Origin of the sequence: Methylophaga sulfidovorans, from assembly GCF_900114205.1 — a bacterium.
Lineage (GTDB): Bacteria > Pseudomonadota > Gammaproteobacteria > Nitrosococcales > Methylophagaceae > Methylophaga > Methylophaga sulfidovorans.
This window is the reverse complement of the sequence record NZ_FOSH01000021.1, coordinates 1-16603: the sequence shown is the minus strand read 5'-3', so window position 1 is coordinate 16603 and position 16603 is coordinate 1. Positions and strand designations below refer to the sequence as shown.

The window sequence follows — 16603 nt, the reverse complement described above, 5'->3', positions numbered from 1 at the left end:
AGTGAAAAAGCAAAGAATTATTTCAATTATTACATTAGCGAGATGACACCATAGTGACATCTACTCAGATTATGGGTAATTCATCAGGTACTGCAGTATCTGTAGCCGGATCCAAATCCGTATGGAAAGCCAGCAAACTATCAGCAACTTCATCCGGTTTATTAAACCTTGCGATATGAAATAAGGCTTCCCCTTCATTAACCAGAGGAATATTGGTACGACCGATGACAATGCCAGAGCTGCTTGCCAGCACCTCTGTTTCGGAATCACCTTTACCATAAGGGGCCGCCACCATGCCTAACAAATCTCCTTTATTCACACTGGCGCCCATAGGCACCAACATTCTGAAGATGCCACTTTCTGGCGCTCTGACCCAAACACTACTGCGAGCGACAAAGGGTTCGTGTGGACGTTTTTTTTGCCGCGTACTCGCCAACATACCAATATGCCGCATGACAGCCAAAACACCTTTAACACCGGCTCTTATCGCCATTTCATTAAATCGTAAAGCTTCACCAGCTTCATAAACGATAACAGGCACATCATAAGATGCTGCAGCATAACGTAGTGACCCTTGAATCAAACTGGAGTTCACCACAACAGGTGCATCAAAAGCATGCGCCATCATCTCTACATCAGGATTGGATAAGTCAGCCCTTATCTGAGGTAAATTATCGCGATGAATAGCAGCCGTATGCAGATCGATACCGTGTGTACAATGACTGACGACCTCTTTCATAAAAGAATCGGCTAATCTGGCAGCGAGCGAGCCTTCATCCGAACCAGGAAAGCAGCGATTAAGATCGCGTCTATCTGGTAAATAACGAGACTGATTTAAAAAGCCATACACATTGACCACAGGAATGGCGATGATTGTGCCTTTAAGGCCTTTAAGACTCTTACTTTTCACCAGTCTGCGAATAATCTCAACACCATTGATTTCATCACCATGTACTGCTGCTGAAACAAACAGAATAGGTCCTTTACGACGCCCACGTATAACATGGACAGGCATGCTCAACGCTGTTTGCATATAGAGATCAGGCAAAGGAACGTCAATTATCTTGCTTTGCCCTAATCTGACTTCTTCGCCAGCTAACACCAGCACATCAGACATATTTAGCCTCTGCCTCGCGTCTGCGTTTTACCCGAACGAGCATTTCTTTCAATAAAATCGATGATCATGCTGGCAATATCTTTGCCTGTGGCGTTCTCAATCCCTTCCAGTCCTGGTGATGAATTCACTTCCATTACAACCGGACCGTGATTTGAACGAAGTAAGTCAACACCACAGACATTCAACCCCATGGTTTTTGCAGCACGAACAGCCGTTGCTCTTTCTAATGGGGAAATACGAATCAAGTTCGCACTGCCACCGCGATGAAGATTAGAACGAAATTCACCTTCTTTTCCCTGACGTTTCATTGATGCAACGACTTTATCACCGACCACAAAACAGCGAATATCCGCACCACCAGCTTCTTTGATAAATTCTTGGACCAGGATATTGGCTTTCATACCCATGAAGGCTTCAATAACACTCTCTGCGGCTTGTTCTGTTTCTGCCAGAACGACACCGATGCCTTGCGTGCCTTCCAGTAACTTAATAACCAAAGGCGCGCCACCGACCATCTTAATCAAGTCATCAACATCATCCGGTCGGTGTGCAAACCCTGTGACAGGTAAACCAATACCTTTTCGTGATAATAATTGAAGCGCGCGTAATTTATCTCGTGATCGGCTGATGGCCACCGACTCATTCAATGGATAAACACTCATCATTTCAAATTGACGGAGCACGGCGGTACCATAAAAAGTCACAGAAGCACCAATCCGAGGAATGACCGCATCATAACCTGTCAAGATTTCACCTTTGTAGTGAACTTCGGGTTTTAGCGATGTAATGTTCATATAACAACGAAGCACATCTAATACATGCACTTCATGACCGCGAGCCTCAGCAGCTTCAACCAGGCGACGGGTTGAATATAACTTGGGGTTACGAGAAAGAACGGCGATTTTCATCAGCTTTCTCCATCAAAAAATTCTTTAATAGGCTGTTCATCATGCTCCTGAACACTTTGGCCAGTCATAAATGACATGGCAGGATTCACAATAAGATTGCCGGCGGTCATGGCGGTTCGACCTAGCAGCATTCTAAACAGCATATTATCGCGGTTTGTCAGAGTGACTTCTATAGGCCATTTCTTATTACCCAGTGATAGCTCAGTCTGAATCACATAACGTTTTTCAGTATGCCCCCCAGAATCTGTTACATTGCGCTGATCAATGACTAAAGCTTCACACCATTTGATGGTATCGTTGTCACCCTGATTGGGATGCACACCAAACCGAACCCAAAGTTGCTGCTCCTGTTCAAACTCTTCCACTGAAAATGCATGAATAGCTGAGGTTCTGGCACCTGTATCCACTTTCGCTTTAATTCGGTTCAGACCAAGTTGAGGTAAACTTAGCCACTCCCGCCAGCCCACAATAATAGGATCAGTGACAATTGCTTTACTTGGATCTTCAGTCATCAGATATTAGCCGTTTATTTTACGAAGTTTAATGATAGCACTGGGCAGAATGCGTCAACGATTCTGATAAAGAAGACGATTCATTGTAGTAATAGCACTGACTTTGATTTCTTTAGGGCAGACACGTTCACATTCTCGATAATTACTGCAACTACCAAAACCTTCCTCTTCCATGGCTTGCAGTAATTTAGCAGTACGCTGTTTATCCATTTCCCCCTGAGGCAAAACAGATAAATGTGCAATTTTTGCAGCTACAAACAAAGTCGCTGACGCATTCGGACATACAGCCACACATGCACCACAACCTATACATGTCGCTGCATCAAAAGCATCGTCCGCGATGTGTTTATCTATCGGTAATGTATTCGCTTCACAAGCTGAGCCTGTGCGAATGGGAATATATCCGCCGGCCTGGATAATGCGATCAAAGGCGCTTCTGTCGACGATAAGATCTTTGATAATGGGGAAAGCAGTGGCTCGCCAGGGCTCAATCCATAATTCTTTTTCGTCTTTGTAATCACGCATATATTGCTGACATGTTGTGGTTGCCTGTTGTTTACCATGCGGTGTGCCATTGATAACAAGATTACAGGAGCCACAAATACCCTCACGACAGTCAAAGTCAAAAGCAATCGGGTCCTCCCCTTGCAAAATCAACTTTTCATTCAATGCATCCATCATTTCCAGAAACGAGGAGTCTTCACTCGCATCAATTTCATACGCTTCGAAATCACCCTTTTTATCGGGTCCGGATTGTCGCCAGATATTCAGTTTAAAAATCATTGGTAATTTCTTATGCTGGGTCGAACAAAATCAAAATGCAGATATTCACGATAAAGCGTTGGGTGACTGACATCACCACTGTACTGCCAGGCAGCAACATAGGAATAATCCATATCGTTTCGTTTGGCCTCACCGTCCTCTGTCAGATGTTCTTCACGTGCATGGCAGCCGCATGATTCTTCTCTGTCCAGCGCATCAATGCACATCAACTCCGTCAACTCAAAAAAGTCGGCAACACGTCCTGCACGTTCTAAGGTTTGGTTTAAGCCCTCTTCGGAACCAGAAATTTTCACTTTCTGCCAGAATTCTTCTCGCAGATGCTGTATCTCCTTAATTGCTTTTTCAAGTGAAGATTTAGTTCGGGCCATACCACAAGCATGCCAGAGAATTTGCCCTAATTGCCGATGAAATTCATCAGGCGTTATTGAAGGCTCAGGTGCCTTCATCAAACTATCAATGCGACGTTTGGCTGACTGCATCGCTTCATCAATCTGGCTGGCATAATGCTCTGCCTTAATTGGTTTCTGTTTCGCTAGGAAATCCGCTACGGTGGTTGGCAAAATAAAATAGCCATCTGCCAGCCCCTGCATCAGTGCACTCGCACCCAACCTGTTCGCACCGTGATCTGAGAAGTTCGCTTCGCCACCTGCAAATAAACCATTAATGGTTGTCATCAAATTATAGTCAACCCATAATCCGCCCATTGTGTAGTGCACCGCGGGATAGATACGCATCGGGGTTTCATAGGGATTTTCAGCGGTTATACGCTGATACATTTCAAACAGATTGCCATATTTTTCTTCAACTGCGGCTAGTCCCTGTTTCTTGATTGCCTGAGCAAAATCAAGATAGACACCCAGTTTTTTCCCTTCAATTTCAAACCCTACTCCACGCCCTTCATCACAGATCAATTTAACAGCGCGGGAGGCAATATCCCGTGGTACCAGATTGCCAAATGAGGGATACATCCGTTCAAGAAAATAATCACGGTCCTCTTCTGCAATCTCTTCAGGTCGTTTATCACAATCCGCTTTGTTTTTTGGTGCCCATACACGGCCATCATTGCGTAGCGATTCACTCATTAATGTCAGCTTTGACTGTAACTCACCATGCTGAGGAATACAGGTTGGGTGAATCTGGGTAAAACAAGGATTAGCAAATAAGGCCCCTTTTTTATGGGCACGCCAGATAGCTGAGGTATTACAACCTTTGGCATTGGTGGATAAATAAAAGGCATTACTATAGCCACCAGTACAGAGGACTACACAGTCAGCGATATGGCTTTCCAGTTCTCCAGTTACTAAATCACGAGTCACAATTCCAATCGCCCTGTCACCATCCATGATCAAATCCTGCATTTCGCAGCGAGAACGATGTGTAATGGTGCCTTCTGCAATCTGCCTGCTCATCGCCTGATAAGCACCGAGTAAGAGTTGCTGTCCGGTTTGTCCTCTGGCATAGAATGTTCGCGACACCTGAGCACCACCAAACGAGCGGTTTGCAAGATACCCTGAATATTCACGGGCAAAGGGCACGCCCTGAGCTACGGCCTGATCGATAATAGCGGTACTTAGTTCAGCTAAACGGAATACATTGGATTCTCTGGCTCTGAAGTCACCACCTTTAATCGTGTCATAAAACAAACGCCAGACACTATCACCATCATTCTGATAATTTTTGGCAGCGTTAATACCGCCCTGAGCCGCAATACTATGAGCACGGCGCGGGCTATCCTGAAAACAAAAGGTTTTTACATTAAAGCCCATTTCGCCTAGTGAAGCAGAAGCAGAAGCGCCAGCGAGCCCTGTTCCGACAACAATCACTGTATATTTTTTGCGGTTGGCCGGGCTAACAACACGGGAATTGTATTTATGCTGCTTCCATCTATCCTGTAATGGCCCTTTGGGAGCATGACTATCTAATTCAAACTCACTCATCACGTTAACCACACATAAACAGGAATAGAAATGAAACCTAGTGCCAAAACGGCGACTACCGAATGAATAGCAATATGGTGCATTTTGGATGAGATTCCCAAGGTTTGAAGAACATTAATCAATGAATGCTGCAAATGCATTACTAATATGAATACCCCCATCAGATAAAACAGTGTGATAAATGGAGAGCTGAACCAGTCAAGTATAGACGCCCTGACATCAAGCGGGTTCACATACAATGACTGCAAAATATGTACGATGATAAACAAGAACAATAATGTGATGCTTATTGTCACCAACGATGCTGGTATCTGAAATTTATCGTGTTTTTTATAGCCAACCTGCCTGGCCTGACTGTTCTTTCGACGTATGGTTACCGCTGCCCGAACATGAATCCATAAACAAATCAGTACGATAGCCAACACAGGCCAACGAATCCAGACTGAATTATAAATTTGATAGAAATGATTGAAGCTATCACCAAAAAAGAAACTGAGATTGGACAGCATATGAAACAGGAGATAAACGCTTAATACTGAGCCAGCGATAGTCATGGTGCGTTTTTGTATCTGTAATAACGTCATGCTCAGCTTTCCATATCCAATCTGGCATCCTTATTATCAGGACGAGGTTTCAGGTTTTCTTTTTCAATAGTACGAATACAGCTATTCCAGCGTAGTGTGGCTTCATCATTGTGTTCTGGCCGTATTTTTTCAGCCTTCTGATAAAACTGTAAGGCTTCAATAAAATAGTCATAGGCAAATACTCTTGCCATGCTCTGAGTTAGCATAAACCGAGCACGCCGCTCATTTAGAAGCCCTGTGTAATAAAATTGTTGATAACGACTTTGTAATTTTTCAATGGCTTCTTCTATTGACTTCACTTGCGTTTTTTTGCCGGCATGATGCAGTTGATCACTCAAAGCCAGAATGTAAAGCACAAGGGCTTTTTGATTGTCTGGCTCGATATGCAGAATATCCAGACAGATACTTTCGGCAATCTCAGGCTCAGCAAGAGAACGATATTGACGTGCTTTTTCCAGCGCCAGTTCGACCGAATCAGCATGAATATTATGTATATGAAGATCCATTAATTACCCCGAAATGGCAGACGAATCACGAGCTGTGTTTAGTCCAATCTAATGCAAACACTGAAGCATTTCAATATTACGATGAAACATAGAGATAAAGCGGATGTTTACATGGTGTAAACACCCTAATTCTGGTATCTTTTATGGCTTTTATCACGGTTAATTTCGGTTCACACAATGCAAAGAAAAATTCTGGTCACCAGCGCTCTTCCCTATGCCAATGGTTCAATACATCTGGGCCATATGGTGGAATACATCCAAACTGACGTCTGGGTACGTTTCCAGAAAATGCGTGGTAATCAGTGCTATTACGTCTGCGCAGATGATGCGCATGGCACACCAATTATGTTGCGAGCACAAAATGAAGGTATCACGCCTGAGCAATTGATTAGCGATGTCAGCAAAGAGCACCAGGCCGACTTTGCCGAGTTCAATATTGGCTTTGATAACTTTCACAGCACACACAGTGACGAAAATCGGGCATTAGCCAGTCAGATTTATCTTGCTAACCGCGATGCAGGTCATATTGAATCGAGAACTATTAGCCAAGCCTACGATCCTGAAAAAGAAATGTTTCTGCCGGATCGTTTCATTCGTGGTGAATGCCCGAAATGTGGTGCAGCGGATCAATATGGTGATAACTGCGAAGTATGCGGTGCGACTTATGAACCCACTGAACTCAAAAATCCTGTATCGGCTGTATCGGGTGCCACTCCCATTACCAAAGAGTCAGAACATTATTTTTTCAAGCTCGGTAACTTTGAAAAAACATTAAAAGAATGGACTAATAGCGATCACCTTCAACCCGAAGTGACACGTAAGCTCAGCGAGTGGTTTGATAGTGGTTTACAAGACTGGGATATTTCGCGTGATGCTCCCTACTTCGGTTTTGAAATTCCGGATACGGACAATAAGTTCTTTTATGTGTGGATGGATGCGCCGATTGGTTATCTAGCCAGTTTCAAAAACTTCTGTGATCGTACGGGTGTTGACTTTGATGCCTTTATGAAACCAGGCAGCGATACCGAGATGGTGCACTTTATTGGTAAAGACATTATTTATTTCCATGCCCTGTTCTGGCCTGCCATGCTGGAAGGTGCGGGTTTCCGTCAGCCAGATAATGTGTATGCACATGGTTTCCTGACTGTCGATGGCAAAAAAATGTCGAAATCACGTGGCACCTTCATCAAAGCCCGTACTTACCTGAACCACCTTACTCCAGAATATCTACGTTATTATTTTGCTGCCAAACTTGGCAGTGGTATCGATGATATTGACTTAAGCCTGGAAGACTTCCAAACCCGAATTAATGCTGACTTAGTCGGTAAAGTCGTCAATATTGCCAGTCGCTGTGCCGGTTACCTGAGTAAAAAGTGTGATGGTCAGTTAAGTGATTCATTGGCTGATGTAGCCTTGTTTGAAAACTTCACCAATCAAGCGGAGGTGATAGCAGAACGCTATGAAAAACGTGAGTTTGGTCAGGCTATGCGTGAAATTATGGCGCTTGCAGATCGTGCCAACCAATATATCGATGAAATGAAGCCGTGGGCGCTGGCAAAAGAAGAAGGTAAAGAACAAGAAGTTCAGGCTATTTACAGCATGGGAATTAATTTATTCCGTGTATTAATCGCTTATTTAAAACCAGTATTGCCAAAAACAGCTGAACAAGCTGAAGCCTTCCTCAATATCGAAGCATTGAATTGGGCTGATATCGCTTCACCACTTTTAGGTCATGCCATTAATAAATTTACACCACTGATGACACGTATCGAAAAAGAAAAAATCGATGCCATCATTGAAGAATCGAAAGAAAATATGGCAGAAGCAAAACCAGTAGAAAAGCAAACAGCAAGCAATACAAATATTGACCCCATAGCCGATGAAATCCAATTTGATGACTTTGCTAAGATCGATTTACGTATTGCCAAAATCGTCAATGCTGAACATGTGGAAGGGGCAGATAAACTACTTAGACTCACATTAGATATTGGCCTAGGTGAACGTCAGGTATTTGCAGGCATTAAATCAGCCTACTCGCCAGAAGACCTTATCGGTAAATTAACAGTAATGGTCGCCAACCTAGCTCCACGTAAAATGCGCTTTGGTTTATCAGAAGGGATGGTGCTGGCAGCGGGGCCAGGTGGAAAGGATTTGTTTATCTTGAATCCGGATGATGGCGCTCAGCCTGGGATGAGAGTAAAGTAAAATTTACATTCTTATAGGCAAAAAAAGCCCCGCAGTGCGGGGCTTTTTGTCAATTTTCTACTACTTACAGTAACCTTTTTCATCACATGTAGAAGTAGCAGCATCTAAGTCCCATGTGACTTGACCGGCAGTTAATGTAGGGTTAATTTTATATATTTCACCACTCAAGCCATTTGTTGATCTGGCAGTTGCTGTAATTTGACCATCAGAAGTCTGCACAGTCGCCACGTACTGAGTTTTATTTGCAGTAGTCACATCTGCGGGAACCCCATGACTCCCAGCAGTGCAGCCAGTAACTGTATTCAGATCCATTGCACATAATTCTACAGCTGTTTTGGCAGCTGCCGTAGCTAGGATAACTTCAGAGAACTTTGCCTTGTTTGTGTATGTTTGATAAGCAGGTAAAGCAATAGCTGCCAAAATACCAATAATGGCTATAACGATCATTAACTCAATTAAAGTAAAACCTTGTTGGACCTTTTTCATATTTTATCTCCGTATTTCTTGTATAAGCACAACGCTTAAAACTTCATTTACAGTTATCATGCCAACTAAACTTCTACTTAATTTTCATAAGCATAGGAAAAAAAATAAAAACTGCTTCAGTTAAAAATCACCATAATTGTCAATAAGTGACAATTTGTGTCAACTTTAGTGACACGTAAGTAGATATTTCTTTAACCCACCATTCCATGGATAATTTTTTAATGCTTCTTCAGCAACAGAACAGCTTTTATGCTTATTCTCTATCGATTCAAAGCCATTAATTACATCTTCAAATAACTTTAAGTCAGGATCAGCATCCAATTGTAGTTGCAATTGGTCGATCATTTGGATGATTTTTTGATGATTTCCATTTTTAATAGCATGATAAAGCACGCTTCGGTTTGCCATCGTTCTGGCATCACCCTGAAAATAAGGATTTATCAATGCCAGCTGAAGAGGCTTATCGGTTGAGTGACCATAGACATAGTCAGTAATATCCTTTTGGGCTATACCTGTTTGTAATAAAAATAACAATGAAACTACCCCTAAAATAAGGGTAATACCTCTAATAAACAGTCCCGCCATCCGGCTAAGTTGATTATTTTTATCAACAACGATATTTTTTAATGCCACAAAAATAAGAAATAACCATACAAACCAATGCAAGGATGAAATATAAAAAGGCAGTTCAAGCATAGTGTGCATTGATATTGGCAATAACAATGAAAAATAGGCTAGGCTTGTCAGCCCATAAAAGCGGGCTATGCACCATACTGTCGATATCAACGCTATCAAAATACCAATAACAGCTAACACTCCCCCCTCAATCGCCCACATTAATAATTCATTATGTGGATGTTCCAATGTATAGGGCATATCAACAGTTGAATAATATTCATACCAATCAGGTGAGTGCGCTAGCCACTCTTTTTTATAACTACCTATACCATGCCCAACAAGTGGTGATGATTGAATTGAACCGAGAGCAGCGCGATAGATAACCACTCTAGCTTCTGAATTCTCTGCATTAACTAATTCATAGGCTTTATCAGTGGTTTTATTTAAACCAGCTTGCCCAGCCCAAGAACTCAATAACAGCATCAGAATGACGACACTGAATTTTACTTTATCTTTTTTTATTGATTGTGATAACCCAATAAAAAGGAAGATAAGTCCTAAAGCAAGTGACAATAATCCCACTCGTGAACCTGATGACACGACGACATAAGTGCTCAAGACCACTGTGATATATAAAATCGATTGAATTGTTTTTTTTACATTAACTGATGAAGTAAACAGCAGATAAATAGCAATTAATATTGATGTGGCTAAATAACTCGCCGTCACATTCACTTGCTGAAAAATAGTGGTTGGAGATAGATTTTTTGAGCTTTGTAAAAAGCTTCCGGTATAACTCTGCCATTGATGTATTTGGACAATGCCATAGATGGAAACCAGCAAACCAGATAGAACAATAAAAAACAATACCCGCTCAACCGACAGGCTTTTAAACTGAAATAATCCAAATAGAAAAATAACACCGGCAAGGATATATAAAATTCTAAATAACCATGTTACAGGTTCAACCACACCGGCAATAACAGCCGATAATAAAATGCCGGCTGGCAACATCAATAGATAAATATAATTTTTGGGTAAGGTAATCGTGTTACTACCGGCGACATGCCAGAGCATAAAACCAATAACTAATGTTGCAGCAAACCAAACTGAAATATTAAAAGGTAAATCAAAACCTGTACCACCAATACTCGACGTAATGTAAAACGGCGAAACGACAAAAAGTAAAAACAGCAAACCTTCAAGAATTCTACTGGGTGATAATGATTGGTTTTGCATTAAGCAATATCCTTTTGGCTTTTTTAATTTGCTATCACATCGGTTTCAAATCAAACGCAATACAAATACGTTCTTCATCTGAGCTGAATGGAATGGTGCGATGGAAGCAGGATGAGGGAAACATCACCAAGTCGCCGACTTCCGGGGCAATGGTTTTTGTGGGGAAATTGTCATGTTTTTTCGGGTAGTCGTCGCCATGCGTGCTTAACTCAATACTACCTTCATGTTCATGCTGTTTATTTTTCGGTAACGACAAATACAAGGAACCACTGACCCAACCTTCTTCATGAATATGGGAAGTGAGATGACCACCGCTTTTCATTTTCACATACCAGGAACTGGCAAATTCCGTGGTTTTCGGGAAAGCTTTAACGAACTGACAGTTTTCTCCGGCAAAGGTCTGACGATATCGTTCTACTGCTTGAGCGACATATTCAGCCAGTTGTCGGAAAGAGGCTTCAGGCCGTTTAAATAAATTACCGGAGGATTGCACACCGTTGTAGAGTCGTCCTTGCGATTTTTCATCTACGTCACAGGTATGAATATCATTTAAAAGTTGATTCAGAAATTCACTATTGTTTTTCAACTCGGGGATTTCGGTATGAAACACAAAGTCCAGTGGGTTTTTACAGAAATTGTAATCATTCTCGGTACTAAAGTTTTCAGCATAATGTCCGGACAATGTCGCTAAAAATGGCGAGTTATCTTTACTGCGTTTTAATGCATCCAGCCCATTTTTAAATTCCTCAAACTGCCCTGTTTTATACAGGCAGTATAAAGAACGTTCTTGCCAGTCAGCATATTGTGAGCGTTGAAAGTGTTCCAAAGCACCCTGTAAATCACCACAGTCATAAAGATAAACTGCCAGACTGTAGTTAGCCATGGGTAAATCGGGATTAATTTCTAAGGCACGTTTATAAGCAGCAACGGATTCTTCATAGCGACCTTGATCACGCAACACCTCACCGACACTGCGATGTACATCAGCATAATCAGGATTCAGTTCTAATGCCTTATTATAGGCAGTAATTGCTTCACCTAATTTACCCTGATTTTTGTAGGCCGTCCCCAGGTTGAAATAAATCTGAGCATCAGTATGAATGTGTAATGCTTTGTTGTATGTGTTGATGGCTTCCACCAGCATGCCCTGCTCTTGCAAAACGACACCAAGATTAACTATCGCTTCATAAAAGCCTGGTTCCAGATCAATCGCTTTTTGATAATTCTGGCTTGCTTGTGGATATTGCTTTAAGGCTTGATGAGCAATGCCCATATTATAATAAGCATCCACTAGATTAGGCTTGATACTAACCGCTTTTTTATAACTTTGAATGGCTTCTTCATGACGATTCATATTGGTAAGAAGCGCCGCGACATTGAAGTGCATTTCGGCGATGCTGGGATCAATTTTTATCGCTTTACGAAAAGCATCTACTGCCTCTTTGGTTTTATTTTGTCCGGCAAGTGCATTGCCATACAGATTGTGTAAAACAAAAGCATTGGGAAACTGCTTTAGCAATTTCTTTGACATTGATTCTGCTACGGCTAACTGACCTGAATTTAATGCATTCACAATGGGTTGAATTTCAGCTTGAGATACTTGTCTTAATTGGGCGGTCTTTTTCATGTTGAGCTCAGTGTCTTGAATTCAGCGGTTAGTGAGATAATTTAAGTTAGCCGAATGTAGCCCAGGGACCTGCTCCTCGCAACACTTAGCAAAACGTAAAATCTCACATTAATCGACTTACATATTTTAAGGTTATACAAATCAGATGGATACAGTAACACAAGCATTACTCGGCGGTGCCGTAGGATATATGGTTGCTGGTAAAAAATCCCCACGAAAAGCGGTGTTATGGGGAGCAGCAATTGCTGTATTACCCGATTTAGATATCTTCATTCCGCATGAAACCGATCTAGCTTCAATGACCTTACACCGCAGCTGGACACATTCCTGGTTTGTGCAGACGGCGATTGCTCCCTTACTCGCCTTGTTGTTGCATCGTTTTGATCGAGATAAAACCTTTAGCTACCTCAATTGGTTTTTACTTGTCTGGTTGGCCTTAATAACACATTCAGCTCTTGACGCACTCACTGTCTATGGCACGCAATTGTTCTGGCCGTTAATGCCAAATCCAGTCTCCGGCGGCAGTGTATTTATTATTGATCCAGCCTACTCGGTTCCGCTGCTAATTGGTTTTATGGCCATTTTGATAGCGCCGGATAACGTCATCAGTAAAAAACTCATGCGCTATACCTTTGCTTTCAGCTGCTTGTATCTGTCATGGGGACTGATTGCTCAAAAATGGGTTGAACATGAAGCTGAAACCGCTTTTACTCAGCAAGATATTCAAGTTGACCAGATGCAAGTTTCAGCCACTGCATTTAATACGCTTTTATGGCGGGTGATTGCCGTTAATGATGAACATTATTACGAAGGCTTCCATTCCATCTTGGAAGGTAATCAGCCTATCATTTTTAAAACCTATCATCGTGGTGCAGAGCTTATTGATAAAACAGAACACTTCCCAGCCTACAAACGCATAAATTGGTTCACTAACAGTTTATTCAAACTCGAACTGCAAGGTAATCACGTCATTGCTTCGGATTTACGGATGGGTATGGAGCCCAGCTATTTTTTCCGCTTTCAGATCGCAGAAAAAGATCAGCAACGGTTTATAGCAATTATTCCCAACCGTTTTCCCAGCCAAAATCATCGTCGGGAAGGCGTTCGTTGGGTTTGGCAGCGTATCTGTAATCCGGCTATAGAGTTCAATCCTCAGCCCAATTAAATTGCTCATGCATTAACAGCACTTTTAACAGGTTTTTTGTTCCACTTAATTTTGATGTAATGGTGCCATGACACAGATAACTGAAAAGCAAAACACCAATAATCTGCTTAACTGGCAGTTTGATAATCAATTTATTCAGCGTTTGCCTGCTGATCCGGAAACAGGAAATTTCCGTCGACAAGTGCTTGGCGCATGCTTTTCTTATGTCACACCGAAAAAAGCCAGTTCACCAAGCTTAATAGCCTACTCCGTAGAAATGGCGGAAGAACTTGGACTAACGGATCAGGATTGTCAGAGTGAGTTATTCAAACAAGTGTTTGTCGGTAATCAAAAGCTGAAAGGTATGCAACCTTATGCTCAATGTTATGGCGGTCACCAGTTTGGTAACTGGGCGGGGCAACTGGGTGATGGTCGTGCAATAAACCTCGGTGAAATTATCAGTGACTCAGGCCAACGTTGGTGTTTACAACTAAAAGGCTCGGGTGAAACACCTTATTCACGTTCTGCTGACGGTCTGGCTGTATTGCGTTCTTCAGTACGTGAGTTTTTATGTAGTGAAGCTATGTACCACCTTGGCGTGCCAACAACCCGGGCATTAAGTCTGATCACTACTGGTGACGATGTGATTCGGGATATGTTTTATGATGGCCGGCCACAGAGCGAGCCTGGTGCAGTCGTTTGTCGGGTTGCCCCGTCATTTCTACGTCTGGGCAGTTATGAAATTTTCAGTGCCCGTGGCGATAGTGAAACCTTAAAAACACTGGTTGATTACACCATTGATAGCTTTTTCCCTCACTTAGGTACGCCTGGTAAACAAACCTACTTAGACTGGTTCCGTGAAGTTTGTGAACGCACGGCCGATATGGTCGTTGACTGGATGCGTGTTGGTTTTGTCCATGGCGTTTTCAATACCGATAATACTTCTGTGCTGGGTCTTACCATTGATTATGGTCCTTATGGCTGGATAGATGATTATGATCCCAACTGGACACCAAACACCACCGACGCAGCAGAGAAACGTTATCGCTTTGGCGCACAGCCACAGATATCCCAGTGGAATTTATTACAAATGGCCAATGCTATCTATCCTTTAATCGATGATGCTGAAGCCTTAAGAAATATTTTGAACGACTATGTCACGGTCTACACTGATAAATGGCAACAAATGCGCGCTGATAAATTAGGCTTAGCTGAGTTTAAAGCTGCTGATGAAGAGTTACATCAGGAAATGAATCGCATTATGCTACTCGCTGAAACCGATATGACGCTGTTCTATCGTCATCTGGCTGATGTTAGCATCGAAGATAAAAACAAAACTGATGATGAACTTCTGTCGCCATTAATGGTGGCTTTTTACTCACCTGATGCCCTAAGCCAAGCAGATAAAAAAGACATTGCACAGTGGCTAAAAGCGTATTTGAGCCGCGTTGAAGAAGATGGCATTAGCGATGAAAAACGTAAAACCAAGATGAACGCGGTTAATCCTAAATATGTGTTGCGAAATTATCTGTCTCAAGTTGCTATAGATAAGGCCGAACAAGGTGATTCCAGTTTGATCAATGAACTTCTGGATGTGATGCGTCATCCCTATGATGAACAACCACAATACGAACAATACGCAGCTAAACGCCCTGACTGGGCCAGAAACAAACCTGGCTGCTCAATGCTCTCATGTAGTTCATAAATTAGTTAAAAGGATATGACTATGAAACTAATCCATACACTCTCCGCTTTTGCTTTTCTTATCTTTAGTTCATTTGTCGCTGCAGATGTCAGCCAGGATAAAGATCTGAATATTAAAGAGTTACTGTCAGACATTCCTGTGATCTGGGGAATGGATTATCTGGATAATAATGAGTTATTACTCAGCCAGCGTGATGGTCACTTATATCAATTCAATCAAGAAACAAAACGACTACAGGAAATTACAGGTTTGCCAGTCGATATTCTGGTTCAGGGGCAAGGCGGTTTATTCGATGTAAAACGTTCTCCTGACTACGATAAAACAGGTTGGATTTACCTGAGTTATGCCAAAGATGTAGATGATGAAGGGGCAACCACCCTAGCCAGAGCAAAAATTGAAAACAACACACTCGTCGACTGGCAGGAACTCCTTGTCACCCAATCACGTACTGGCAACGATGTGCACTATGGCGGACGCATTACGTTTGATGGCAAGGGTCATATTTTCTTATCGGTCGGAGAGCGTGGCGAGCGTCCAAATGCTCAAAACTTAATGACCCACGCCGGCTCTATTTTACGCCTCAATATGGATGGAACCGCACCTGCTGATAATCCATTCGTTAGCAAAAGTGGCGTCTTACCGGAAATCTGGAGTTATGGCCATCGAAATCCTCAAGGACTGTTTTATAACCAAAAAACACAGCAATTATGGGAAATTGAACATGGGCCGCGTGGTGGTGACGAAATTAATTTAATACAAGCTGGCAATAATTATGGCTGGCCAGAAATATCTTATGGTAAAGAATACTGGGCACCACTTTCCGTCGGTCATGGCACACACGAGGAAGGCATGGAACAACCGGTTAAAACCTATATTCCGTCTATCGCACCTAGCAGTCTTATTCAATATCAGGGCACATTATTTCCAGGTTGGGCTGGTAAACTGATCATCGGTGCATTGAGCCTGCAACACCTGAATATTGTCACTCTGAATGAGAAAAATGAGGCAGTTGATGAGCAACGCTTATTAAATACCTTATCCAGCAGAATACGCAATGTGATTGAAACACCTGATGGCGCATTACTCATTAGTACTGATGCTGGCAGTATCTACCGCATTACACCTAAAATAAAGTAGGGGGCTGATCCAGATAACTAGCCCATATTCGCTTTAACCCATTGAGTTAATTGTTTTAATTGACTCTTTGGGTCACTGTTATTAAATCGCCACTC

Annotated in this window: 14 protein-coding genes; 4 read left to right on the top strand and 10 right to left on the bottom strand. The window is 42.3% G+C overall.

The annotated features are described in order from the left end of the window. Window positions 1-64 precede the first annotated feature (64 nt). The 7 genes from BM232_RS13825 to BM232_RS13795 are packed head-to-tail and all read right to left on the bottom strand — an operon-like array spanning window position 65 to window position 6347. Window positions 65-1117, bottom strand: a complete 1053-nt coding sequence (locus tag BM232_RS13825; protein WP_091715868.1) for a succinylglutamate desuccinylase/aspartoacylase family protein — start codon at window positions 1115-1117, stop codon at window positions 65-67. A 2-nt stretch (window positions 1118-1119) separates the two neighbouring features. Continuing rightward, complete coding sequence (gene rimK / locus BM232_RS13820; RefSeq protein WP_091715865.1) at window positions 1120-2025, bottom strand: 30S ribosomal protein S6--L-glutamate ligase; 906 nt, start codon at window positions 2023-2025, stop codon at window positions 1120-1122. Further along, window positions 2025-2537, bottom strand: a complete 513-nt coding sequence (locus BM232_RS13815) for an ATP-dependent zinc protease family protein (RefSeq protein WP_091715863.1) — start codon at window positions 2535-2537, stop codon at window positions 2025-2027. The genes rimK and BM232_RS13815 overlap by 1 nt, the downstream gene beginning before the upstream one ends. Before the next feature lie 54 nt (window positions 2538-2591). Further along, complete coding sequence (locus BM232_RS13810) at window positions 2592-3320, bottom strand: succinate dehydrogenase/fumarate reductase iron-sulfur subunit (RefSeq protein ID WP_091715860.1); 729 nt, start codon at window positions 3318-3320, stop codon at window positions 2592-2594. After that, window positions 3317-5257: a fumarate reductase/succinate dehydrogenase flavoprotein subunit gene (locus BM232_RS13805; RefSeq protein ID WP_091715858.1), complete on the bottom strand. Its 1941-nt coding sequence runs from the start codon at window positions 5255-5257 to the stop codon at window positions 3317-3319. The genes BM232_RS13810 and BM232_RS13805 overlap by 4 nt, the downstream gene beginning before the upstream one ends. Then, window positions 5257-5841: a succinate dehydrogenase/fumarate reductase transmembrane subunit gene (locus BM232_RS13800; RefSeq protein WP_091715855.1), complete on the bottom strand. Its 585-nt coding sequence runs from the start codon at window positions 5839-5841 to the stop codon at window positions 5257-5259. The genes BM232_RS13805 and BM232_RS13800 overlap by 1 nt, the downstream gene beginning before the upstream one ends. A 2-nt stretch (window positions 5842-5843) precedes the next feature. Further along, window positions 5844-6347, bottom strand: coding sequence for a hypothetical protein (locus tag BM232_RS13795; RefSeq protein ID WP_091715853.1), 504 nt, complete (start codon window positions 6345-6347; stop codon window positions 5844-5846). 177 nt (window positions 6348-6524) lie between these two features. On the opposite strand from BM232_RS13795, the gene metG reads away from it, so the two are divergent. Next, entirely contained in the window at window positions 6525-8552 is a 2028-nt protein-coding gene (gene metG, locus BM232_RS13790; protein ID WP_091715850.1) for a methionine--tRNA ligase, read from the top strand. A 60-nt stretch (window positions 8553-8612) separates the two neighbouring features. Here metG and BM232_RS13785 read toward each other — a convergent pair whose 3' ends face one another. The 3 genes from BM232_RS13785 to BM232_RS13775 all read right to left on the bottom strand — a co-directional run bounded on the left by BM232_RS13785 (window position 8613) and on the right by BM232_RS13775 (window position 12522). Beyond that, window positions 8613-9038, bottom strand: a complete 426-nt coding sequence (locus BM232_RS13785) for a pilin (protein ID WP_091715847.1) — start codon at window positions 9036-9038, stop codon at window positions 8613-8615. A gap of 165 nt (window positions 9039-9203) precedes the next feature. Next, window positions 9204-10895: a Wzy polymerase domain-containing protein gene (locus BM232_RS13780; RefSeq protein WP_091715844.1), complete on the bottom strand. Its 1692-nt coding sequence runs from the start codon at window positions 10893-10895 to the stop codon at window positions 9204-9206. Between the two features lie 34 nt (window positions 10896-10929). Next, window positions 10930-12522, bottom strand: a complete 1593-nt coding sequence (locus BM232_RS13775) for a tetratricopeptide repeat protein (RefSeq protein ID WP_091715842.1) — start codon at window positions 12520-12522, stop codon at window positions 10930-10932. Window positions 12523-12667: 145 nt separating this feature from the next. Between BM232_RS13775 and BM232_RS13770 the strand changes: the two genes are divergently transcribed. From BM232_RS13770 to BM232_RS13760, 3 genes are all read left to right on the top strand, one after another. Continuing rightward, window positions 12668-13687: a metal-dependent hydrolase gene (locus BM232_RS13770; RefSeq protein ID WP_091715840.1), complete on the top strand. Its 1020-nt coding sequence runs from the start codon at window positions 12668-12670 to the stop codon at window positions 13685-13687. A 67-nt stretch (window positions 13688-13754) separates the two neighbouring features. After that, a complete protein-coding gene (locus tag BM232_RS13765; protein WP_091715838.1) occupies window positions 13755-15371 on the top strand; it encodes a protein adenylyltransferase SelO in 1617 nt (538 codons plus the stop codon). Between the two features lie 21 nt (window positions 15372-15392). Continuing rightward, a complete protein-coding gene (locus BM232_RS13760) occupies window positions 15393-16508 on the top strand; it encodes a PQQ-dependent sugar dehydrogenase (protein ID WP_091715835.1) in 1116 nt (371 codons plus the stop codon). Window positions 16509-16603 lie beyond the last annotated feature (95 nt).

Bases quoted from the DNA above. Each gene is read 5' to 3' on its own strand.
- BM232_RS13825 (WP_091715868.1), bottom strand. From the start codon at position 1,117: ATGTCTGATGTGCTGGTGTTAGCTGGCGAAGAAGTCAGATTAGGGCAA.
- BM232_RS13775 (WP_091715842.1), bottom strand. From the start codon at position 12,522: ATGAAAAAGACCGCCCAATTAAGACAAGTATCTCAAGCTGAAATTCAA.
- BM232_RS13805 (WP_091715858.1), bottom strand. From the start codon at position 5,257: ATGAGTGAGTTTGAATTAGATAGTCATGCTCCCAAAGGGCCATTACAG.
- BM232_RS13795 (WP_091715853.1), bottom strand. From the start codon at position 6,347: ATGGATCTTCATATACATAATATTCATGCTGATTCGGTCGAACTGGCG.
- BM232_RS13765 (WP_091715838.1), top strand. From the start codon at position 13,755: ATGACACAGATAACTGAAAAGCAAAACACCAATAATCTGCTTAACTGG.
- BM232_RS13780 (WP_091715844.1), bottom strand. From the start codon at position 10,895: ATGCAAAACCAATCATTATCACCCAGTAGAATTCTTGAAGGTTTGCTG.
- BM232_RS13770 (WP_091715840.1), top strand. From the start codon at position 12,668: ATGGATACAGTAACACAAGCATTACTCGGCGGTGCCGTAGGATATATG.
- BM232_RS13810 (WP_091715860.1), bottom strand. From the start codon at position 3,320: ATGATTTTTAAACTGAATATCTGGCGACAATCCGGACCCGATAAAAAG.
- rimK (WP_091715865.1), bottom strand. From the start codon at position 2,025: ATGAAAATCGCCGTTCTTTCTCGTAACCCCAAGTTATATTCAACCCGT.
- metG (WP_091715850.1), top strand. From the start codon at position 6,525: ATGCAAAGAAAAATTCTGGTCACCAGCGCTCTTCCCTATGCCAATGGT.
- BM232_RS13760 (WP_091715835.1), top strand. From the start codon at position 15,393: ATGAAACTAATCCATACACTCTCCGCTTTTGCTTTTCTTATCTTTAGT.
- BM232_RS13815 (WP_091715863.1), bottom strand. From the start codon at position 2,537: ATGACTGAAGATCCAAGTAAAGCAATTGTCACTGATCCTATTATTGTG.
- BM232_RS13785 (WP_091715847.1), bottom strand. From the start codon at position 9,038: ATGAAAAAGGTCCAACAAGGTTTTACTTTAATTGAGTTAATGATCGTT.
- BM232_RS13800 (WP_091715855.1), bottom strand. From the start codon at position 5,841: ATGACGTTATTACAGATACAAAAACGCACCATGACTATCGCTGGCTCA.